At 43.6% G+C, this 23,411-nt stretch carries 11 protein-coding genes and 6 rRNA genes; 15 read left to right on the plus strand and 2 right to left on the minus strand.

Going from position 1 to position 23,411, the window contains the following annotated elements; genetic code table 11:
* Positions 1-14: 14 nt before the first annotated feature.
* Entirely contained in the window at positions 15-821 is an 807-nt protein-coding gene (gene aroE / locus J1N51_RS09615) for a shikimate dehydrogenase (protein WP_208830788.1), read from the plus strand.
* On the opposite strand, the gene J1N51_RS09620 is transcribed toward aroE, so the two are convergent.
* On the minus strand, positions 818-1,354 hold the full coding sequence (locus J1N51_RS09620; RefSeq protein WP_208830790.1) for a gamma carbonic anhydrase family protein: 537 nt from the start codon (positions 1,352-1,354) through the stop codon (positions 818-820). The two genes, aroE and J1N51_RS09620, sit on opposite strands and share 4 nt — an antisense overlap.
* A gap of 495 nt (positions 1,355-1,849) precedes the next feature.
* Here J1N51_RS09620 and J1N51_RS09625 point away from each other — a divergent pair.
* The 12 genes from J1N51_RS09625 to J1N51_RS09680 all read left to right on the plus strand — a co-directional run bounded on the left by J1N51_RS09625 (position 1,850) and on the right by J1N51_RS09680 (position 20,255).
* Positions 1,850-3,385, plus strand: a 16S ribosomal RNA gene (locus tag J1N51_RS09625).
* A 461-nt stretch (positions 3,386-3,846) separates the two neighbouring features.
* Positions 3,847-6,722 (plus strand): 23S ribosomal RNA (locus J1N51_RS09630).
* A gap of 117 nt (positions 6,723-6,839) precedes the next feature.
* Positions 6,840-6,954, plus strand: a 5S ribosomal RNA gene (gene rrf / locus J1N51_RS09635).
* Together the 16S, 23S and 5S rRNA genes form the textbook arrangement of a ribosomal RNA operon.
* Before the next feature lie 681 nt (positions 6,955-7,635).
* Entirely contained in the window at positions 7,636-8,313 is a 678-nt protein-coding gene (locus tag J1N51_RS09640; RefSeq protein WP_208830792.1) for a response regulator transcription factor, read from the plus strand.
* 122 nt (positions 8,314-8,435) lie between these two features.
* The gene (locus tag J1N51_RS09645; protein WP_232842782.1) at positions 8,436-9,731 is read left to right on the plus strand and encodes an ATP-binding protein; all 1,296 of its coding nucleotides are present in this window, start codon (positions 8,436-8,438) and stop codon (positions 9,729-9,731) included.
* 91 nt (positions 9,732-9,822) lie between these two features.
* Complete coding sequence (locus J1N51_RS09650; RefSeq protein WP_208830796.1) at positions 9,823-11,505, plus strand: phosphoethanolamine transferase; 1,683 nt, start codon at positions 9,823-9,825, stop codon at positions 11,503-11,505.
* Positions 11,506-11,513: 8 nt separating this feature from the next.
* Positions 11,514-11,879 (plus strand): diacylglycerol kinase, encoded by a 366-nt coding sequence (locus J1N51_RS09655; protein ID WP_208830799.1) that lies wholly within the window; start codon positions 11,514-11,516, stop codon positions 11,877-11,879.
* Between the two features lie 83 nt (positions 11,880-11,962).
* Complete coding sequence (locus J1N51_RS09660) at positions 11,963-13,933, plus strand: LTA synthase family protein (RefSeq protein WP_208830801.1); 1,971 nt, start codon at positions 11,963-11,965, stop codon at positions 13,931-13,933.
* Between the two features lie 470 nt (positions 13,934-14,403).
* Positions 14,404-15,939: ribosomal RNA gene (locus tag J1N51_RS09665) — 16S ribosomal RNA — on the plus strand.
* A gap of 380 nt (positions 15,940-16,319) precedes the next feature.
* Positions 16,320-19,195 (plus strand): 23S ribosomal RNA (locus J1N51_RS09670).
* Positions 19,196-19,338: 143 nt separating this feature from the next.
* Positions 19,339-19,453, plus strand: a 5S ribosomal RNA gene (rrf, locus tag J1N51_RS09675).
* A 358-nt stretch (positions 19,454-19,811) separates the two neighbouring features.
* The gene (locus tag J1N51_RS09680) at positions 19,812-20,255 is read left to right on the plus strand and encodes an HIT domain-containing protein (RefSeq protein ID WP_208830803.1); all 444 of its coding nucleotides are present in this window, start codon (positions 19,812-19,814) and stop codon (positions 20,253-20,255) included.
* Here J1N51_RS09680 and trxA read toward each other — a convergent pair.
* The gene (gene trxA / locus J1N51_RS09685) at positions 20,252-20,575 is read right to left on the minus strand and encodes a thioredoxin TrxA (RefSeq protein WP_208830806.1); all 324 of its coding nucleotides are present in this window, start codon (positions 20,573-20,575) and stop codon (positions 20,252-20,254) included. The two genes, J1N51_RS09680 and trxA, sit on opposite strands and share 4 nt — an antisense overlap.
* Positions 20,576-20,664: 89 nt before the next feature.
* On the opposite strand from trxA, the gene rhlB reads away from it, so the two are divergent.
* Complete coding sequence (gene rhlB / locus J1N51_RS09690) at positions 20,665-21,888, plus strand: ATP-dependent RNA helicase RhlB (RefSeq protein WP_208830808.1); 1,224 nt, start codon at positions 20,665-20,667, stop codon at positions 21,886-21,888.
* A 15-nt stretch (positions 21,889-21,903) separates the two neighbouring features.
* Positions 21,904-23,388: a guanosine-5'-triphosphate,3'-diphosphate diphosphatase gene (gppA, locus tag J1N51_RS09695; RefSeq protein ID WP_208830810.1), complete on the plus strand. Its 1,485-nt coding sequence runs from the start codon at positions 21,904-21,906 to the stop codon at positions 23,386-23,388.
* Positions 23,389-23,411: the final 23 nt, after the last annotated feature.

Below are 23,411 nucleotides of genomic sequence, written 5' to 3' on the forward strand. Positions count from 1 at the left end.
GACGATAATTAATTATGAAAACGTTTTTTGTGATTGGTAACCCAATCGAGCACTCGAAGTCCCCTATTATACACAAACATTTTGCACAACAATGTAATGTAGAGATCTCCTACGAACGAATGTTTTGTAATTTGGATGACTTTGAAGACGACTTACTAAACGTCATTAAAGGGGGACTAGCTGGAGCAAATGTGACTATGCCATTTAAAGAACGCGCGTTTGCCATGTGTTATCAAGTGTCAGAACGAGCTCAATTGTCAAAAGCGACAAATACATTAACGATACAAGATGGAAAAGTGTATGGCGACAACACGGATGGTGAGGGGCTTGTACAAGACCTTTTATATAATGGCATTACTATTAAAGATAAAAAGGTTCTTGTTATAGGAGCTGGTGGCGCAACACGAGGTTGTATTCCTGCCTTGTTACAACAACAGCCGAAACAAATAGTAATAACCAACCGTACTTTTGAAAAAGCGTCCTTAATTGCCAAGGAAATTGGAAGTAATACAGTTGTAGCTAAACCAACTTTAGAATTAGATGACGATTATGACATTATCATCAATGGCACGGCCACCTCTTTAAATGGGCAATTGCCACCTGTTGGCGATTGTATATATGACAATGCTACGGCTGTTTATGACATGTGTTATCAAAACGACCCGACTGTATTTATGCAACACGCCCAAAAGATTAACCCTGATATCATTGTGATTGATGGGCTTGGCATGTTGATCGAACAAGCAGCAGAGTCATTTAACATTTGGTTTGGTCAACGCCCTGCTACTAAAGAGTTAAGAGAGATATTGAGGGCGTCTTAAAGTTCGCCTAGATATTCGTTCTTTAACTTCACATAATTATCCGAGGAAACTTTTAAAAACGTCAATTCACTCTCTTTTAATGGACGAGCTAATTTCGCAGGGTTACCGACATATAAGTGCCCTGCCTCAAGACGTTTGTTGGGTGGCACGACACTGCCTGCCCCGATAATAACGTCGTCCTCTACGACAACTCCATCCATCACGACACAACCCATACCAACTAAAATCCTATTACCCAACTGGCAGCCATGTAACATAGCTTTATGTCCAACTGTCACATCCTCACCTATAATAAGTGGATAGCCGTTTGGGTTCGACGGAGATCTACGAGTGACATGTAATACACTACCATCTTGTATGTTAGAGCGAGCACCGATAGAAATCGTATTTACATCACCTCTTGCGGCAACCAGGGGCCAGATACTTACGTCATCTCCCAAGGTGATTTCACCATAAAGGACAGCACTCTCTTCTATATACACGCCTTTACCAAGAGTTGGTGTAATACCTTTATAAGACTTTAGGTTTTTCATGTTTTCTCCGAATATCGATCTTTAAGCGCTAAATATCACACTTTTTGAACAAACAAGCCAATAGTTATGCGGTTTGTAGCATTTATAATCAAACAAAAAACTTTTTGAAAAAAGAGCTTGCGAATAAAATAAACCTCCCTATAATGCGTCCTCGTTGTCAGGGAGACATCGAACTACAGAAAAGCAAGCCTTTAAGTAGTTTGGTTGAGATTTTAAAACTTTTCAAATCTATCAAAAAGATTGAGAAAAACGTTGACAACAAAACGACGCAATGTAAAATGCGCGTCCCGGTTGAGACAGAGTCTTAACCCAGTCTACGGACTAAACGTTCTTTAACAATTTAGTAATTAATTATTTGTGTGGGCACTCCGTTGAGTAGTAACAAAATAAGCTAGAGTCTCTTATGAGACAGGCTAGCAACTTGTAAACTATTCATTGAGTGTCTGAACGAAAATTTATTTGAACAGAATTCGATGAGTAGTGATTAAACTTTTTAAAGTGAAGAGTTTGATCATGGCTCAGATTGAACGCTGGCGGCAGGCCTAACACATGCAAGTCGAACGGTAACATGAACTAGCTTGCTAGTTTGATGACGAGTGGCGGACGGGTGAGTAATGCTTGGGAATTTGCCTTTAGGTGGGGGACAACAGTTGGAAACGACTGCTAATACCGCATGATAGCTACGGCTCAAAGGGGGCTTCGGCTCTCGCCTTTAGAGAAGCCCAAGTGGGATTAGGTAGTTGGTGAGGTAAAGGCTCACCAAGCCGACGATCCCTAGCTGGTCTGAGAGGATGATCAGCCACACTGGAACTGAGACACGGTCCAGACTCCTACGGGAGGCAGCAGTGGGGAATATTGCACAATGGGCGCAAGCCTGATGCAGCCATGCCGCGTGTGTGAAGAAGGCCTTCGGGTTGTAAAGCACTTTCAGCGAGGAGGAAGGTTAAGTAGTTAATACCTGCTTGATTTGACGTTACTCGCAGAAGAAGCACCGGCTAACTCCGTGCCAGCAGCCGCGGTAATACGGAGGGTGCGAGCGTTAATCGGAATTACTGGGCGTAAAGCGTACGCAGGCGGCTAAGTAAGTCAGATGTGAAAGCCCCGGGCTCAACCTGGGAACTGCATTTGAAACTGCTTAGCTAGAGTGCGACAGAGGGTGGTAGAATTTCAGGTGTAGCGGTGAAATGCGTAGAGATCTGAAGGAATACCAATGGCGAAGGCAGCCACCTGGGTCGACACTGACGCTCATGTACGAAAGCGTGGGTAGCAAACAGGATTAGATACCCTGGTAGTCCACGCCGTAAACGATGTCTACTAGCAGTTTGACTCTTAAGAGTTGTCTTGCGCAGCTAACGCATTAAGTAGACCGCCTGGGGAGTACGGCCGCAAGGTTAAAACTCAAATGAATTGACGGGGGCCCGCACAAGCGGTGGAGCATGTGGTTTAATTCGATGCAACGCGAAGAACCTTACCATCCCTTGACATCCAGAGAATTTTCTAGAGATAGATTAGTGCCTTCGGGAACTCTGAGACAGGTGCTGCATGGCTGTCGTCAGCTCGTGTTGTGAAATGTTGGGTTAAGTCCCGCAACGAGCGCAACCCTTATCCTTAGTTGCCAGCACGTAATGGTGGGAACTCTAAGGAGACTGCCGGTGACAAACCGGAGGAAGGTGGGGACGACGTCAAGTCATCATGGCCCTTACGGGATGGGCTACACACGTGCTACAATGGCAAGTACAAAGGGTTGCGAACTCGCGAGAGTAAGCGGATCCCATAAAGCTTGTCGTAGTCCGGATTGGAGTCTGCAACTCGACTCCATGAAGTCGGAATCGCTAGTAATCGTGGATCAGAATGCCACGGTGAATACGTTCCCGGGCCTTGTACACACCGCCCGTCACACCATGGGAGTGGGCTGCAAAAGAAGTGGATAGCTTAACCTTCGGGAGGGCGTTCACCACTTTGTGGTTCATGACTGGGGTGAAGTCGTAACAAGGTAGCCGTAGGGGAACCTGCGGCTGGATCACCTCCTTATATAGACTAGTTACACCTTCGAAGTGCCTACACAAATAATTAATTACGAAATTGGCAGGGAATCCTAACCCATGCGCATTACGGTGCTCATCAGTTAGGGTTTTTAACCCGGACGCAATAGCGTCATGCTCTTTAACAATTTGGAAAGCTGATAAATAAGGTAAACATTATTGTTTATTAAATTTGTTATTCAACAATTTAAAAATAATTTTGATTATCACTGTAAGAGAAAACTCAAGCGTTATTTATGTCAAAACGAACATGCCTATACAACATGTTTCGTTAATAAATAAAAGACATGAAATTATACGACTCAGAGAGTTAAGCGCAGAGTAAATTGCTTAGTTCAACGCTATCGAAGGTTCGATTGAAGGAGTGTACTGAAAGGTACATGACTGATTGAGAAACAAGATAACGCCGAAATAAGTGATTTAATCAAGCGAGAACACTTAAGGTTGTATGGTTAAGTGACTAAGCGTATACGGTGGATGCCTTGGCAATTGGAGGCGATGAAGGACGTGTTAATCTGCGATAAGCGTGGTTAAGGTGATAAAAACCGTTATAGACCACGATTTCCGAATGGGGAAACCCACCCTTTTAGGGTATCGCTAAGTGAATACATAGCTTAGCGAGGCGAACCCGGAGAACTGAAACATCTAAGTACCCGGAGGAAAAGAAATCAACCGAGATTTCCTAAGTAGCGGCGAGCGAACGGGAAACAGCCGAATCAGCATGGTTTAGTGGAATGCTCTGGAAAGTGCAACGATAGTGGGTGATAGTCCCGTACACGACAAGCCATGTTGGACATATTAAGTAGGTCGGGGCACGTGAAACCTTGACTGAAGATAGGGGGACCATCCTCTAAGGCTAAATACTCCCAATTGACCGATAGTGAACCAGTACCGTGAGGGAAAGGCGAAAAGAACCCCTGTGAGGGGAGTGAAATAGAACCTGAAACCGTATACGTACAAGCAGTAGGAGCATACTTGTTATGTGACTGCGTACCTTTTGTATAATGGGTCAGCGACTTATATTTTGTAGCAAGGTTAACCGAATAGGGGAGCCGTAGTGAAAGCGAGGGTTAACTGCCCGTCTAGTTGCAAGGTATAGACCCGAAACCCGGTGATCTAGCCATGGGCAGGTTGAAGGTTGAGTAACATCAACTGGAGGACCGAACCCACTAACGTTGAAAAGTTAGGGGATGACCTGTGGCTAGGAGTGAAAGGCTAATCAAACCGGGAGATAGCTGGTTCTCCCCGAAATCTATTTAGGTAGAGCCTCGGACGAATACTTACGGGGGTAGAGCACTGTTTGGGCTAGGGGGCCATCCCGGCTTACCAACCCCATGCAAACTCCGAATACCGTAAAGTAATATCCGGGAGACACACGGCGGGTGCTAACGTTCGTCGTGGAGAGGGAAACAACCCAGACCGCCAGCTAAGGTCCCAAAGTTCATGTTAAGTGGGAAACGATGTGGGAAGGCTTAGACAGCTAGGAGGTTGGCTTAGAAGCAGCCACCCTTTAAAGAAAGCGTAATAGCTCACTAGTCGAGTCGGCCTGCGCGGAAGATGTAACGGGGCTAAACATGACACCGAAGCTGCGGCAGCGCATTTATGCGCTGGGTAGGGGAGCGTTCTGTAAGTGGTTGAAGGTGAGTTGAGAAGCTTGCTGGACATATCAGAAGTGCGAATGCTGACATGAGTAACGATAATGGGGGTGAAAAACCCCCACGCCGAAAGACCAAGGGTTCCTATCCCATGCTAATCAGGGTAGGGTAAGTCGGCCCCTAAGGCGAGGCAGAAATGCGTAGTCGATGGGAAACAGATTAATATTTCTGTACTTTTAATCATTGCGATGGGGGGACGGAGAAGGCTAGGTGAGCACGGCGTTGGTTGTCCGTGTGAAAGTATGTAGGTTGACTGCTTAGGTAAATCCGGGCGGTTAGAACTGAGATACGAGACGACGCTCCACGGAGCGGAAGTCATTGATGCCATACTTCCAGGAAAAGCCTCTAAGCTTCAGATGATTAAGAACCGTACCCCAAACCGACACAGGTGGTCAGGTAGAGAATACTAAGGCGCTTGAGAGAACTCGGGTGAAGGAACTAGGCAAAATGGTACCGTAACTTCGGGAGAAGGTACGCCGGTGCTGGTGATGAGACGCGCTCTCTAAGCTGGTGCCGGTCGCAGTGACCTGGTGGCTGCAACTGTTTATTAAAAACACAGCACTCTGCTAAATCGAAAGATGACGTATAGGGTGTGACACCTGCCCGGTGCCGGAAGGTTAATTGATTGGGTTATCTTCGGAGAAGCTCATGATCGAAGCCCCGGTAAACGGCGGCCGTAACTATAACGGTCCTAAGGTAGCGAAATTCCTTGTCGGGTAAGTTCCGACCTGCACGAATGGTGTAATGATGGCCACGCTGTCTCCACCCGAGACTCAGTGAAATTGAAATCGCTGTGAAGATGCAGTGTACCCGCGGCTAGACGGAAAGACCCCGTGAACCTTTACTATAGCTTGGCACTGAACATTGAGCCTACATGTGTAGGATAGGTGGGAGGCTTTGAAACTTGGACGCCAGTTCAGGTGGAGCCATCCTTGAAATACCACCCTTGTATGTTTGATGTTCTAACATTGGCCCCTAATCGGGGTTGTGGACAGTGCCTGGTGGGTAGTTTGACTGGGGCGGTCTCCTCCCAAAGAGTAACGGAGGAGCACGAAGGTTTGCTAAGTACGGTCGGACATCGTACGGTTAGTGTAATGGTAGAAGCAAGCTTAACTGCGAGACAGACACGTCGAGCAGGTACGAAAGTAGGTCATAGTGATCCGGTGGCTCTGTATGGAAGGGCCATCGCTCAACGGATAAAAGGTACTCCGGGGATAACAGGCTGATACCGCCCAAGAGTTCATATCGACGGCGGTGTTTGGCACCTCGATGTCGGCTCATCACATCCTGGGGCTGAAGTCGGTCCCAAGGGTATGGCTGTTCGCCATTTAAAGTGGTACGCGAGCTGGGTTTAGAACGTCGTGAGACAGTTCGGTCCCTATCTGCCGTGGGCGTTGGATGATTGAGAGGGGCTGCTCCTAGTACGAGAGGACCGGAGTGGACGAACCGCTGGTGTTCGGGTTGTCATGCCAATGGCATTGCCCGGTAGCTATGTTCGGAATCGATAACCGCTGAAAGCATCTAAGCGGGAAGCGAGCCTCGAGATGAGTCATCCCTAGACCTTTAAGGTCTCTAAAGGGTCGTTGAAGACTACAACGTTGATAGGTTGGGTGTGGAAGCGCTGTGAGGCGTTAAGCTAACCAATACTAATTGCCCGTGAGGCTTAACCATACAACGCTTAAGTGTTCTCCTACAGAGAATCAAAATTATTTAATTGAATACAGCTTTCTAATTGTTAAAACATATTCGTAAACGGTGTTTTAGGACATCGATTACAAAACAGCTTTGCCTGGTGGCAATAGCGCTGTGGAACCACCTGACTCCATTTCGAACTCAGAAGTGAAACGCAGCTGCGGCGATGGTAGTGTGGCATTTGCCATGCGAGAGTAGCTCACCGCCAGGCTCCAAATACTGAACGCGTTGACCGAGAGGTTAGCGCGTTTTTTTATGCTTGTAATTTACTGAACTATCGTCTGTTCCAGACGCTGGCGGAAATATAGGCCATCCATGGCCAAAACCGCCAGGCTCCAAATAAACAACCCCTTGCAGGAAACTGCGAGGGGTTTTTTATTGCTTGCGATTTATCTATTCGAGCATGGCAACCCCATGCGACTAATTCGTCTGGAACGAATTAGAACAGCTTTAGCTGGCCCGAAGGGCGGAGGGCAGGATGCCCGGAGTAATGTAGCTCAACGCTTTATTGTTTAAACCGACAGTTTCGTTAAGATGCTTGCTCCCTCGCTCGGTCGTCGTTCTTTGCCATCCCTGGCACCACGACACTCGGACTCCTGTCCATCGTTTTTTATTGCCTGCGATTTTCAGTGTCTTAGTTTCTTTCAGGTGTATTACGAGATGTATGTAATTTCACTAACTTTTCCTTTTTATGTTTAAATATTTATAGCTTTCCAGCTCTTATGCCCAATTCCCCTCAGTATTTTAATTCATGATTTAAGGTTGATAATTTAAAAACTTAGATGGGGGCTTGGAACAAAAACGAAAAAACGCTAAAAAAGTCAGCGTAAATTCAGCTAACCTTAAGTCTAAAGTGGAATAATGAATAATATTTACCAAGAGGTATGCATCATTGAAAGTATTGATAATCGAAGATTCTGTTTCACTTAGACGTAGTTTAAGAGTAGGACTATCCAACCTTGGTTTTACTATTGATGACACTGGCGATGGCTCTGAGGGGTTAAGTATGGCTTTGTCTGGAGACTATTCCCTCCTAATTCTTGACTTGATGCTGCCCTCTGTCGATGGTACTTCGATATTAAAAGCAATTCGCCAGGCAGGAAAAGATATCCGCGTATTAATTTTGTCTGCTAAAGACCTTACAGAAGACAAAGTTGAAGGGTTGCTTAATGGAGCAGATGACTACCTCACTAAACCTTTTTCTTTTGATGAGCTGCATGTCCGGTTACTTTGTCTAATGCGCAGGGGCACTTTAAATGTAAATGATAGCCATATCAATATAGGTTCGATTTCGTTAGATTTACATTTAAAACAATTAAAATGCGGAGAAAAGGACGCTCAACTTACACCTAATGAGTACAAAGTGGTGGAATGTTTGTTTATCAATCAAGGAAAAGTGATCTCCCCAGAAAAACTAAGTGAATATCTTGCTGGACAGTATGATGCCATAGCAAAGAATTCTTTAGAGGCTCACCTTTCTTCAGCTCGAAAAAAAGTTAAATCTATGGGCTATGAGCTCCCCATCAAAACCAAACGCGGTTTTGGTTATTATGTTGAGAGTGGATCGTGAACTCTATCCACCAAAAATTAAGCCGATACTTATCAGTATCTATTTCATTACTTTTGATTTTTATATTACTGGCCACTGACATAAGTGTTGATACCTGGATTAGTGATGAATTTGACCGAGCAATGATCAATAAGGCTGGGTTACTTGAAACATTAGTCGAAGAAGATGAGGAGGGTATAGAGTTCGACTTTGCGGGTGAATTCATGCCCGAATTTGAGGGTAAGGAAAATCCAGAATATTACCAATTCTGGTACGACAATAAGGTGTTTGAAAGGTCAGACACATTGGAGTTTTTTGAAATAAAAGATTTGCCAAGGCTAGGAGTCCAATTAAACAAATACATTTTCAAGAATATTACACTCCCAGACGGAAGGACTGGAAAATTAGTCTTCACCAAATTTATCCCTCAAGTTGACTCTGATGTTAGAGAGCGCCTTGGCGTAACAAGAGAAGAGTTTGCATTAAGCCAAAAGCCAATGGAGTTTGCTTATGCACTAAGCACAGAAAAATTAAATTACATTTTGTGGTTTGTAGATATCATCTTTATCTTAGCGTCAATACTAGCTGTTATTGCAGTGAGAAAGATCGTCACTTTAGTTGTGTTTAACAGCTTAAAACCCATTGAAGAATTTAATCGCCAATTAAGCACCATCAGCTTAAACTCGGACCAACGTGAAGTTGCCGTAGAATCCTTACCAGTAGAGCTAGTACCGATAGCTACCGGTGTTAACCAATTTATCAAAGACAACCACACCCTTTATACACGTGAGCAAAGGTTGACCTCAGACATTGCCCATGAGTTAAAAACTCCAATTGCAGAGCTTATAAGTTTAAGCGAAGTAGCTTTAAAGTTTCCTCACGAAAAACAAATCACAGACAACTTAGCCAAAGATGTGCATGAGATTTCATCCCGATTAAAAAGTATTGTAAATAGTATTCTTCTGCTACAGCAAAGTGGTAGCGCTAATCAATTAGCAATTGTTGATATTGAACTCAACGAGTTGATTTCTCAGGTTTTGCGTAGAGAAAACACAAAAAATCGATTAATTAAGCTGAGTTTTGACAATTCGTCACTGATAGCTAAAAGCAACAAATTTGCCTTAGAAACTGTATTATCGAACTTAATTAATAATGCTCTTTTCTACAGTCCAGTCGACTCCGAAATAGAAATAACAACGTCAAAAACATCTATCGATAATACCCTGATAGAGATATCAAATGTCTGCAAAGAAGAATACCAAAAAGAGGATTTGGATTTGTTTTTTGATCCACTGTGGCAGAAAGACCAATCTAGAACATCAACAGAACGATTTGGGCTGGGTTTAGCAATAGTAAAGTCTTACTGTGAAAGGATAGGAGCTAGGATTTCGGTAACATTAGTTGGAAAAAAAATAACATTCTCTGTATCAATTCCTTAGTTTATTTTTCACCAAGTTAATATCAGTTTAACCTAAGTAAATCTTAAGTTAACAAAACTAACATATAGCCACTTTAAAATGAGGTGGCCGTATGAACACAAGTTTTGTTTATAGAAAACATAAACGTATTTCACTTTCAACCAATCAGCTTTTAGTTTTTACATGCGCATATATAACGCTAGTGTTGAACTCCCCGTTTATTTTAAAAACGTCTTCTGCAATAGTGACACTTAATGACTATAGTATTTTATTCTTATTATCTGTCCCTATTTTCATCCTGTCTTTATCGATCTTTGTTCAATGCTTCTTTGCGTTTCGATGGATAACTAAACCTGTACTAATATTACTTGTACTGACATCTTCCCTTGTTTTTTATAGTACAGTGACCTACGGCATTGTTTTTGATTACGGAATGATACAAAACTCATTTGAAACTGACCGAGCCGAAGCGCTTTCATATGTTAATTTTTCTGCTGGTGTATTTTTTATTATCTTAGGTATTCTGCCATCAATACTGATTGCGAAAGTAAAGCTCACTTATTCAACTTTTTGGGGAGAGCTTCTTTCTAGAGCTAAATTACTCAGTGGTAGTTTTGCGTGTGTTTTTTTAATAGCAATCGTTTTTTACTCTAGCTATGCATCAATTGGAAGAAATAATCGCGATTTAGTCGGATATTTAACACCTTATGCGTTAATAGATTCAATGGTGAAATTTGCTAACAAAAATTACTTATACCCACCTTTGAAATTTACATTTCTAGATACCTCACCAACAATTTCTAATTCGAGTACCACTAAAAGTGTGACTGTTTTGGTGCTTGGCGAGACGGCACGTGCTCAAAACTTTTCCCTCAATGGTTATAAACAACCGACCAATAAGCATACTAAAGACTTAGGTGTTGTTTCCTTTAACAATGTTCGCTCATGTGGGACGGCAACTGCGGTATCAGTTCCATGTATGTTTTCAAGACTTAATAGAGAAAGCTACAACAAGAGAGAAGCTTTAGCACAACAGAATGTCATAGATTTAATTCACTTAGCGGGTGTCGACGTCTTTTGGATAAGTAACAATAATGGTGGGTGCAAAGGCGTATGTAACCGTGTCAAATCAGAGCAAATTTCGACAAATAGTATTAAGCCGTTGTGTGATGGTGAATATTGCTTTGATGAGGTATTAGTTAATACTTTGAAAAATAAACTCCATTCGTTAACAAAAGACAATACGCTAATTGTTTTGCATATGGTTGGCTCTCATGGGCCAACATATTATCGACGTTACCCGGATAACAAGCGTGTATTTACTCCAGATTGTCAACGCAGTGATATTCAAAATTGCAGTCAAAAGGAGCTTGTTAATACCTACGACAACACCATTGCTTATACTGATTTAGTATTGTCAAAAATCATCGCTGAACTTTCTTCATTAACGGTTAACAGTGATGTCAAAGCATCAATGATTTATGTATCTGATCATGGTGAATCTCTAGGCGAAAAGGGTGTCTATTTGCATGGATTACCCTATGCCTTTGCACCTAAAGAGCAAACGCATGTGCCTTTTATTTACTGGGCCGATCAATCACACAACAAAGACAAGTTGGATTGTTTAAGTAATTTAAGCAAGCAACCTTTATCCCATGATAATGTATTCGACATTTTACTAGGTGAAGTACAAGTAAGGTCGAAAGTTTATCAACCTGACAATGACCCTTTTAACCAATGTAACTTTGATGCTACTTATAGAAAAGTACAGCACATTTCAATAAACGAGGAGTAAACTAATCGATGTTTGACATTGAAAATAAACCCAAAGGTCTTAAACGAGTTTATCTCGCAGCATTAAACTCAACTAGAGCGTTTAAGTGGCTTATTAAAAATGAAGCGGCATTTAGGCAAGAGCTTCTGTTACTGGTTTTTTCGGTACCCGTTACATTCCTATTCAATATTACATTGAAAGAACAGTTAGTTCTGATCATTGCTGTACTTTTTATTATGTTTACCGAGATTATAAATACTGCAATTGAAGCTGTTGTAGATCGCGTTGGATTAGAGATTCATCCTCTATCAGGATTAGCTAAAGACTTGGGATCTGCAGCAGTATTTATAAGTATTTTGATAGCGTCTCTTATTTGGTTGGCGATACTTGTTTAATTAGTTTATTTCAGTTTTTCTTCAGTGACTCTTAAGTTTGGGGACATAAAGTAGGCATCGTATTAGTTTTCTGGTTTTTTACGATGCTTACTTCAATCTTTAATCTTTTGCGGCCATTTTTATTATTCACAACTTCAGTCGTGGTTTTTCTCATTCTAACTCGAACAGGGTTGGCATTATGGCAAGTAGAGCGATTTGAAGGTATCAGCAGTTTTATAAACCTAATTGTTAATGGATTTCGCATAGACCTCAGCAGTGTCGCGTACTTGTGCGTAATTCCGGCACTATTACACCCTTGGATATCAAAAACTCGATTTCATTTTCATTGGTCTTTTTTACTGAAAGCTTGGTTTTTTGTGTGCTTTGTTGCGATTCTATTTTTTGAGTTAGCAACACCTGCTTTTATTAATGAATATGGTTTCAGACCAAACAGACTATTTATTGAATATTTAGCATATCCAGATGAAGTAACAAAAATGCTCTTTAATGGTCATTTAGTTACCTTAGTGATGGTCTTTATACTGTTAATTTTACCTGTTAAAAAATTATGGCAACTCTCTAACCACTTAGTCTCTTATAAAGAGGACAAATACAATGTTTCAATAGGAGCAAGGCTAGTTTCTTGTCTGTTGCTTATTGTTGTGATTTCTTTATCTGCGCGAGGGACATTGGGTCATAGACCAATTAACCCTGCCTTGGTGTATTTTTCAACTGATCCGCTAATTAATTCCCTTACATTAAATTCAACTTACAGTGTTGCTTATGCACTTAACCAATTTGGTGATGAAAAAAATGCATCCAAGCTATATGGAAAGATGGAAGATAAGCGTGTTATTGAAATAATTCGTCAGGAGTCAAAACAGCCTTTAGACAGCTTCAAAAACGATGACTATCCTAGTTTTAGTAAGCGTTCACCAATCTTTAAAGGGCAACCAAAGAACTTGGTTATAATCCTAGAAGAAAGCTTAGGTGCCCAATATGTATCATCCCTTGGTGGAATCCCGCTCACGCCGGAAATAGATAAATTAAGCCAAGAAGGCTGGGCATTTGAACGCCTATATGCAACAGGTACTCGCTCTGTTAGAGGAATTGAAGCGGTAATAACTGGTTTTACTCCAACGCCCTCTAGGGCCGTTGTTAAGTTAGATAAATCGCAAAAGGACTTCTTTACTATTGCTTCTCTACTTAAAAAAAATGGTTACGAGACTCAATTCATTTACGGTGGAGAAAGTCATTTCGACAACATGAAAAGCTTTTTTCTAGGCAACGGCTTTACTGATATCGTTGATTTTAATGATATTGAAAACCCAAAATTTGTAGCATCTTGGGGGGCAAGCGATGGTGATTTGTTTAATCAGGCTGATATTGAATTAACTAAGCTACATAACGAAAAAAAACCGTTCTTTAGCTTTATTTTTACGTCAAGTAACCATGACCCTTTTGAAATACCTGATGGTATCGTAACCCCTGTCGAGTACAGCAATAATCAACTAAAGCAGTATGATGACAAAGAATTATTGCGTCACAAAGCCATTCAATATGCAGATCATGCTTTAGGGCAATTTATTAAAAAAGCAAAGACGAAAGCCTACTGGGACAATACTATATTCCTCATTGTGGCTGATCATGACTCGAGAGCAATGGGCAAAGATCTTGTACCCATTAACAATTTTCATATTCCGGGTGTGATCCTAAATTCAGGTCAAAAGCCACATCTAGATCAAAGGGTCGTAAGTCAAATCGACTTAGCACCAACGCTATTGTCGTTAATGGGTGTAGAAAATACATCGCCAATGTTAGGGCAAGATCTAACTGAGCCAAACTCTTCAAATAGAGCGATGATGCAATATGCAGAAAACTTTGCTTACATGGTTAATGATCAGGTCACCATCCTTCAACCGAGTAAAGCTCCTTTGAACTTTCAATATAATTATGAACGAAACACTTTGTCAGCAATAGACGTTAACCATAACCTTTCAGAAATCGCATTGGCCCATGTGTTGTGGGGAAGTCTGGCGTACAAAAACCATTGGTATTCTCCACAAGGCAAATAGTATTCAATAATAAGTAAGATAGAAAACTAACTGAGCAACCTTTATAAGAGTTCGAACTTTTAGAAGGCGCTAAAGCGTTAATCCAGCATTTTTCTTGAGTTTTGATTCAAATTTCGCCCTTTCGATTAAAAATAAGACACTCAAACAAAAATGTGAAAAAAAAGGGTTGTTTTCTAAAATGGATTGTCTATTATTCGCATCCCGGTTGAGACAGAGTCTTAACCAGAACTGGAAATGTTCTAAACGGTCGAAATAAACAATCATCCATGATTGATTTCGACACTCGAACTTCCATGTTCATCGTTCTTTAACAATTTAGTAATTAATTATTTGTGTGGGCACTCCGTTGAGTAGTAACAAAATAAGCTAGAGTCTCTTATGAGACAGGCTAGCAACTTGTAAACTATTCATTGAGTGTCTGAACGAAAATTTATTTGAACAGAATTCGATGAGTAGTGATTAAACTTTTTAAAGTGAAGAGTTTGATCATGGCTCAGATTGAACGCTGGCGGCAGGCCTAACACATGCAAGTCGAACGGTAACATGAACTAGCTTGCTAGTTTGATGACGAGTGGCGGACGGGTGAGTAATGCTTGGGAATTTGCCTTTAGGTGGGGGACAACAGTTGGAAACGACTGCTAATACCGCATGATAGCTACGGCTCAAAGGGGGCTTCGGCTCTCGCCTTTAGAGAAGCCCAAGTGGGATTAGGTAGTTGGTGAGGTAAAGGCTCACCAAGCCGACGATCCCTAGCTGGTCTGAGAGGATGATCAGCCACACTGGAACTGAGACACGGTCCAGACTCCTACGGGAGGCAGCAGTGGGGAATATTGCACAATGGGCGCAAGCCTGATGCAGCCATGCCGCGTGTGTGAAGAAGGCCTTCGGGTTGTAAAGCACTTTCAGCGAGGAGGAAGGTTAAGTAGTTAATACCTGCTTGATTTGACGTTACTCGCAGAAGAAGCACCGGCTAACTCCGTGCCAGCAGCCGCGGTAATACGGAGGGTGCGAGCGTTAATCGGAATTACTGGGCGTAAAGCGTACGCAGGCGGCTAAGTAAGTCAGATGTGAAAGCCCCGGGCTCAACCTGGGAACTGCATTTGAAACTGCTTAGCTAGAGTGCGACAGAGGGTGGTAGAATTTCAGGTGTAGCGGTGAAATGCGTAGAGATCTGAAGGAATACCAATGGCGAAGGCAGCCACCTGGGTCGACACTGACGCTCATGTACGAAAGCGTGGGTAGCAAACAGGATTAGATACCCTGGTAGTCCACGCCGTAAACGATGTCTACTAGCAGTTTGACTCTTAAGAGTTGTCTTGCGCAGCTAACGCATTAAGTAGACCGCCTGGGGAGTACGGCCGCAAGGTTAAAACTCAAATGAATTGACGGGGGCCCGCACAAGCGGTGGAGCATGTGGTTTAATTCGATGCAACGCGAAGAACCTTACCATCCCTTGACATCCAGAGAATTTTCTAGAGATAGATTAGTGCCTTCGGGAACTCTGAGACAGGTGCTGCATGGCTGTCGTCAGCTCGTGTTGTGAAATGTTGGGTTAAGTCCCGCAACGAGCGCAACCCTTATCCTTAGTTGCCAGCACGTAATGGTGGGAACTCTAAGGAGACTGCCGGTGACAAACCGGAGGAAGGTGGGGACGACGTCAAGTCATCATGGCCCTTACGGGATGGGCTACACACGTGCTACAATGGCAAGTACAAAGGGTTGCGAACTCGCGAGAGTAAGCGGATCCCATAAAGCTTGTCGTAGTCCGGATTGGAGTCTGCAACTCGACTCCATGAAGTCGGAATCGCTAGTAATCGTGGATCAGAATGCCACGGTGAATACGTTCCCGGGCCTTGTACACACCGCCCGTCACACCATGGGAGTGGGCTGCAAAAGAAGTGGATAGCTTAACCTTCGGGAGGGCGTTCACCACTTTGTGGTTCATGACTGGGGTGAAGTCGTAACAAGGTAGCCGTAGGGGAACCTGCGGCTGGATCACCTCCTTATATAGACTAGTTACACCTTCGAAGTGCCTACACAAATAATTAATTACGAAATTGGCAGGGAATCCTAACCCATGCGCATTACGGTGCTCATCAGTTAGGGTTTTTAACCCGGACGCAATAGCGTCATGCTCTTTAACAATTTGGAAAGCTGATAAATAAGGTAAACATTATTGTTTATTAAATTTGTTATTCAACAATTTAAAAATAATTTTGATTATCACTGTAAGAGAAAACTCAAGCGTTATTTATGTCAAAACGAACATGCCTATACAACATGTTTCGTTAATAAATAAAAGACATGAAATTATACGACCAGTTATCGCGAAGGATAAATTCTTGGTAACAAGCATTTAGACGAGTGAGAACACTTAAGGTTGTATGGTTAAGTGACTAAGCGTATACGGTGGATGCCTTGGCAATTGGAGGCGATGAAGGACGTGTTAATCTGCGATAAGCGTGGTTAAGGTGATAAAAACCGTTATAGACCACGATTTCCGAATGGGGAAACCCACCCTTTTAGGGTATCGCTAAGTGAATACATAGCTTAGCGAGGCGAACCCGGAGAACTGAAACATCTAAGTACCCGGAGGAAAAGAAATCAACCGAGATTTCCTAAGTAGCGGCGAGCGAACGGGAAACAGCCGAATCAGCATGGTTTAGTGGAATGCTCTGGAAAGTGCAACGATAGTGGGTGATAGTCCCGTACACGACAAGCCATGTTGGACATATTAAGTAGGTCGGGGCACGTGAAACCTTGACTGAAGATAGGGGGACCATCCTCTAAGGCTAAATACTCCCAATTGACCGATAGTGAACCAGTACCGTGAGGGAAAGGCGAAAAGAACCCCTGTGAGGGGAGTGAAATAGAACCTGAAACCGTATACGTACAAGCAGTAGGAGCATACTTGTTATGTGACTGCGTACCTTTTGTATAATGGGTCAGCGACTTATATTTTGTAGCAAGGTTAACCGAATAGGGGAGCCGTAGTGAAAGCGAGGGTTAACTGCCCGTCTAGTTGCAAGGTATAGACCCGAAACCCGGTGATCTAGCCATGGGCAGGTTGAAGGTTGAGTAACATCAACTGGAGGACCGAACCCACTAACGTTGAAAAGTTAGGGGATGACCTGTGGCTAGGAGTGAAAGGCTAATCAAACCGGGAGATAGCTGGTTCTCCCCGAAATCTATTTAGGTAGAGCCTCGGACGAATACTTACGGGGGTAGAGCACTGTTTGGGCTAGGGGGCCATCCCGGCTTACCAACCCCATGCAAACTCCGAATACCGTAAAGTAATATCCGGGAGACACACGGCGGGTGCTAACGTTCGTCGTGGAGAGGGAAACAACCCAGACCGCCAGCTAAGGTCCCAAAGTTCATGTTAAGTGGGAAACGATGTGGGAAGGCTTAGACAGCTAGGAGGTTGGCTTAGAAGCAGCCACCCTTTAAAGAAAGCGTAATAGCTCACTAGTCGAGTCGGCCTGCGCGGAAGATGTAACGGGGCTAAACATGACACCGAAGCTGCGGCAGCGCATTTATGCGCTGGGTAGGGGAGCGTTCTGTAAGTGGTTGAAGGTGAGTTGAGAAGCTTGCTGGACATATCAGAAGTGCGAATGCTGACATGAGTAACGATAATGGGGGTGAAAAACCCCCACGCCGAAAGACCAAGGGTTCCTATCCCATGCTAATCAGGGTAGGGTAAGTCGGCCCCTAAGGCGAGGCAGAAATGCGTAGTCGATGGGAAACAGATTAATATTTCTGTACTTTTAATCATTGCGATGGGGGGACGGAGAAGGCTAGGTGAGCACGGCGTTGGTTGTCCGTGTGAAAGTATGTAGGTTGACTGCTTAGGTAAATCCGGGCGGTTAGAACTGAGATACGAGACGACGCTCCACGGAGCGGAAGTCATTGATGCCATACTTCCAGGAAAAGCCTCTAAGCTTCAGATGATTAAGAACCGTACCCCAAACCGACACAGGTGGTCAGGTAGAGAATACTAAGGCGCTTGAGAGAACTCGGGTGAAGGAACTAGGCAAAATGGTACCGTAACTTCGGGAGAAGGTACGCCGGTGCTGGTGATGAGACGCGCTCTCTAAGCTGGTGCCGGTCGCAGTGACCTGGTGGCTGCAACTGTTTATTAAAAACACAGCACTCTGCTAAATCGAAAGATGACGTATAGGGTGTGACACCTGCCCGGTGCCGGAAGGTTAATTGATTGGGTTATCTTCGGAGAAGCTCATGATCGAAGCCCCGGTAAACGGCGGCCGTAACTATAACGGTCCTAAGGTAGCGAAATTCCTTGTCGGGTAAGTTCCGACCTGCACGAATGGTGTAATGATGGCCACGCTGTCTCCACCCGAGACTCAGTGAAATTGAAATCGCTGTGAAGATGCAGTGTACCCGCGGCTAGACGGAAAGACCCCGTGAACCTTTACTATAGCTTGGCACTGAACATTGAGCCTACATGTGTAGGATAGGTGGGAGGCTTTGAAACTTGGACGCCAGTTCAGGTGGAGCCATCCTTGAAATACCACCCTTGTATGTTTGATGTTCTAACATTGGCCCCTAATCGGGGTTGTGGACAGTGCCTGGTGGGTAGTTTGACTGGGGCGGTCTCCTCCCAAAGAGTAACGGAGGAGCACGAAGGTTTGCTAAGTACGGTCGGACATCGTACGGTTAGTGTAATGGTAGAAGCAAGCTTAACTGCGAGACAGACACGTCGAGCAGGTACGAAAGTAGGTCATAGTGATCCGGTGGCTCTGTATGGAAGGGCCATCGCTCAACGGATAAAAGGTACTCCGGGGATAACAGGCTGATACCGCCCAAGAGTTCATATCGACGGCGGTGTTTGGCACCTCGATGTCGGCTCATCACATCCTGGGGCTGAAGTCGGTCCCAAGGGTATGGCTGTTCGCCATTTAAAGTGGTACGCGAGCTGGGTTTAGAACGTCGTGAGACAGTTCGGTCCCTATCTGCCGTGGGCGTTGGATGATTGAGAGGGGCTGCTCCTAGTACGAGAGGACCGGAGTGGACGAACCGCTGGTGTTCGGGTTGTCATGCCAATGGCATTGCCCGGTAGCTATGTTCGGAATCGATAACCGCTGAAAGCATCTAAGCGGGAAGCGAGCCTCGAGATGAGTCATCCCTAGACCTTTAAGGTCTCTAAAGGGTCGTTGAAGACTACAACGTTGATAGGTTGGGTGTGGAAGCGCTGTGAGGCGTTAAGCTAACCAATACTAATTGCCCGTGAGGCTTAACCATACAACGCTTAAGTGTTCTCCTACAGAGATAATCGAACTTACCTTATTTAAGCTTTCCAGATTACGTACTGAGGTGTATTCACCAGTTCGCTCTTGACCATCCATGGTCACGCGAACCTTGATACATCCATGTACCCAGTTTTGCCTGGTGGCAATAGCGCTGTGGAACCACCTGACTCCATTTCGAACTCAGAAGTGAAACGCAGCTGCGGCGATGGTAGTGTGGCATTTGCCATGCGAGAGTAGCTCACCGCCAGGCTCCAATAAAACAACCCCTTGCACTTCGTGCGAGGGGTTTTTTATTGCCTGTGATTTATCTATTCGAGCATGGCAACCCCATGCGACTAATTCGTCTGGAACGAATTAGAACAGCTTTAGCTGGCCCGAAGGGCGGAGGGCAGGATGCCCGGAGTAATGTAGCTCACCGCTTTATTGTTTAAACCGACAGTTTCGTTAAGATGCTTGCTCCCTAGCTCGGTGTTCGTTCTTTGCCATCCCTGGCACCACGACACTCGGACTCCTGTCCATCGTTTTTTATTGCCTGCGATTTATCTATTCGCTTTCAAGGGTTTGAAGTATTATGCTGGCTAACACCATTGAAAAGCAGAAATAAAACCATGTTCCAACTTGATACTCGTATAGAGCGTGACTCAATACTCCTCACCAAATTACCACTTTGCCAGCTCAGGCTTCAAAACGACCAAAGATACCCTTGGTTGGTTTTAGTTCCGGAAGCAGTCGATGAGCATGGTCAAACAGTGACAGAAGTACATGATTTATCTGAGCGTGATGCTTCACAGCTGTTAAAAGAGAGTAATGCAGTCGCTGAAGTACTGAAGAAGGTTACGGGATGTAAGAAGATCAATATAGCGAATTTAGGTAATGTTGTAGAACAGTTACACTGGCATATTGTTGCACGTAATGAAAACGATATAACTTGGCCTGGACCTATCTGGGGTGTAGGGAATGCTATTCCTTGGGATGAAAAAAAGAGACACCAACTAGTGGTATCTCTTCTTGAAAGCTTATCTCAGAAAGGCTTTAAGCCTTCTGGCAATTAAAGGTTGTCGTTTAAGAATTCAACCAATTGAGTTTTACTTAAAGCACCAACTTTAGTGCCTGCAACGGCGCCGTTTTTGAACAACAACAACGTTGGGATGCCACGAACACCAAACTTAGGTGGTGTTTCAGGGTTTTGGTCAATGTTCAGCTTGGCGATAGTTACTTTATCAGACATGTCTTCTGCAACTTCGTCAAGAATCGGAGCGATCATCTTACAAGGACCACACCACTCTGCCCATAAATCAACAAGAACTGGCTTGTCACCGTTGATAACTGAATCAAAAGAATCATCAGTTATATTAATAATTTTATCGCTCATTTATCACTCCGCGTTTTAATATTAAATATATACTTCTATTTTGAATAATTTGTTTCTTATTGCAAGGCTAAAGGTTATGCTTATCCGTTATGACTAAGACACATTTAACCGAAACAAAATTTGCCGACTTTTCAATACATTCTGATGTGCTGAAAGCCCTATCCAATGCTGGTTATGCTAATTGTACCCCGATTCAGGCGATGTGTATGCCTTTAATCGAAAAAGGTGCTGATATTGCTGGCCAAGCTCAAACAGGGACCGGTAAAACTATCGCTTTTCTTACGGCGACGTTCAATAAATTAATGAACGTCCAGACCAAGGGACAACCGCGAGCATTAATTCTAGCTCCTACTCGAGAGTTAGCCATTCAAATTCACAAAGACGCGGTCGTTTTTGCCGAAGCAACAGGCTTATCGCTTGGTTTAGTTTATGGGGGTGAAGGCTATGAAAGTCAACGCCAACAGCTACAACAAGGGGTAGATGTCCTAATCGGCACGACAGGCCGTGTCATTGATTACCTAAAGCAAGGTATATACAACTTAGACAGCATTCAAGCCATTGTGCTAGACGAAGCTGATAGAATGTTTGATTTAGGTTTTATAAACGACATTCGTTACCTATTTAACAAAATGCCAGACCGTACGGAGCGTTTGAACCTCGTATTCTCAGCAACCATGAGTTATAAGGTCAAAGAGTTGGCGTACTCGCACATGAATGAGCCTACACATTTGCAGGTAGAACCTGATCAAATGACTGGAAAGCGCATTAAAGAAGAGTTGTTCTATCCTGAGTCGGACAAAAAGATCCAGCTCTTACTGTCTTTAATCGAAGAAGATTGGCCGGATAAAGCAATCGTGTTCACTAATACGAAACACGCCTGTGAAAAAGTTTACAACTGGATGAAAGCAGACAAACACCGTGTTGGTTTGTTAACTGGTGACGTTAATCAACGAAAACGCCTATCTATTCTAGAAAACTTTGCCAAGGGTAATTTAGACTTTTTAGTAGCAACGGATGTTGCGGCTCGAGGTCTTCACATTCCTGAAGTGACTCACGTATACAACTTTGATTTACCAGATGACCGCGAAGATTACGTACACCGTATCGGCCGTACAGGTCGTGCAGGTGCAAGTGGTCATGCGATTAGCTTTGCGTGTGAGTCATATGTTTACAACCTTCCTGCGATCGAAGAGTACATTGGTCACGCGATTCCGGTAAGTCACTTTGATTCAGAGGCGCTATTGGATGATGTTCCAAAGCCTCGATATCAAAAGCGACGTCATCATCACGGACAACGTCGCCGTAACTCTTAGTTGAGAAATCGTGATATGAAAGATAACCAAAGTTATGCAGTTATTGACTTGGGCTCTAATAGCTTTCATATGATGATTGCCCAAGTTGTTGCGGGAAGTGTGCAAATCATAGGTCGAGTAAAACGCAAAGTTCGCTTGGCCTCTGGTTTAGATAAGGACTTTAACCTTTCTCAAGATGCGATGCTTAGAGGCTGGGAATGCCTAAACTTGTTTGCCGAACGCCTTCAAGATATCCCCACTGAAAATATTAAGATCTCAGGTACAGCAACACTGAGGCTTGCCAAAAATGTTAATGATTTTCTAAAAATTGCAGAGCAGATCTTGGGGCACCAAATCAACGTGATCAGTGGCGAACAAGAAGCTCAAATTATCTATAAGGGTGTTGCTTATACATCCAGTTCAGAGAATCGTCGTTTAGTTGTTGATATTGGCGGAGCAAGTACAGAGCTCGTTGCCGGCGAAAAACACGAACCTAAGATATACAAAAGTCTCAATGTTGGCTGTGTTACTTATCTGGAGCGTTACTTTCCTGATGGTGCACTGTCAGAATCTAACTTTACTGACGCGATTGCAGCGGCCGAACTAGAAATCTCGAAAATCAGGGACCTATATAAAGACTTTGATTGGCAAGAAGAGGTTGGTGCTTCAGGCACAGTTCAGGCGATTCAAGAAATTTCAATCGCCCAAGGTTACGATGAAGTAATCACTTTAGAGCGTTTAGTTTCTATCATGCAGCAAACCATTACGTTTGGTAGTATCGATAACTTGTCTATCGCAGGTTTGGTGCAAGATCGTAAATTAGTATTTCCTTCTGGATTGGCAATCCTGATTGCAATATTTAGACAGTTGAACCTGAAAGGGATGACCTTAGCGGGTGGTGCGCTGCGTGAAGGCCAGCTTTACTCTATGCTTCCCGAGTTAACAAAACAAAACGTCAGGGAACGCACTGTAAGAAGTATCATGACCCGATATCATGTGGACGTAGCCCACGCAGAGCGGGTGATGGAATTAAGCCTCACCATTGCTCAGCAGGCTTCTGAGCATTGGGATATGGAGCAATTTCATGCGCTGGATATATTGCGAGCGTCAGCTCTGGTTCACGAGGTTGGTTTGCAGGTCGCGTATAAAGATCAGCAGATACACGCCAGCTATTTGTTAGCCAATTCTAATTTACCTGGGTTTACTGAAGCGCAGAAGAAACTATTAACCGCAATTATTCGGAATCACAGAGAAGATATCGACCATGGCGCTTTAAGCCGTCAAACGGCGACTTCAGTTTTATTAGCTTGCCGGTTAGTACGTATATTGCGACTAGCGGTGATATTGTCTTTGCGCCGAGCCGATGAAGTACTTCCAGACATTCGTGTCACAGTCGAAAATGAAAAGATGAATTTGTTCTTACCACCAGATTGGCTTGAGAAAAATCCATTGAGTAAAGCCGAATTAAACCAAGAGGCGAGCTATCAAGCCGCGCAAGGTTGGCAATTAGAATTAAAATAAATAAAAATGCCCGATCAGATTAA

This window comes from Psychrosphaera ytuae (assembly GCF_017638545.1).
GTDB lineage: Bacteria > Pseudomonadota > Gammaproteobacteria > Enterobacterales > Alteromonadaceae > Psychrosphaera > Psychrosphaera ytuae.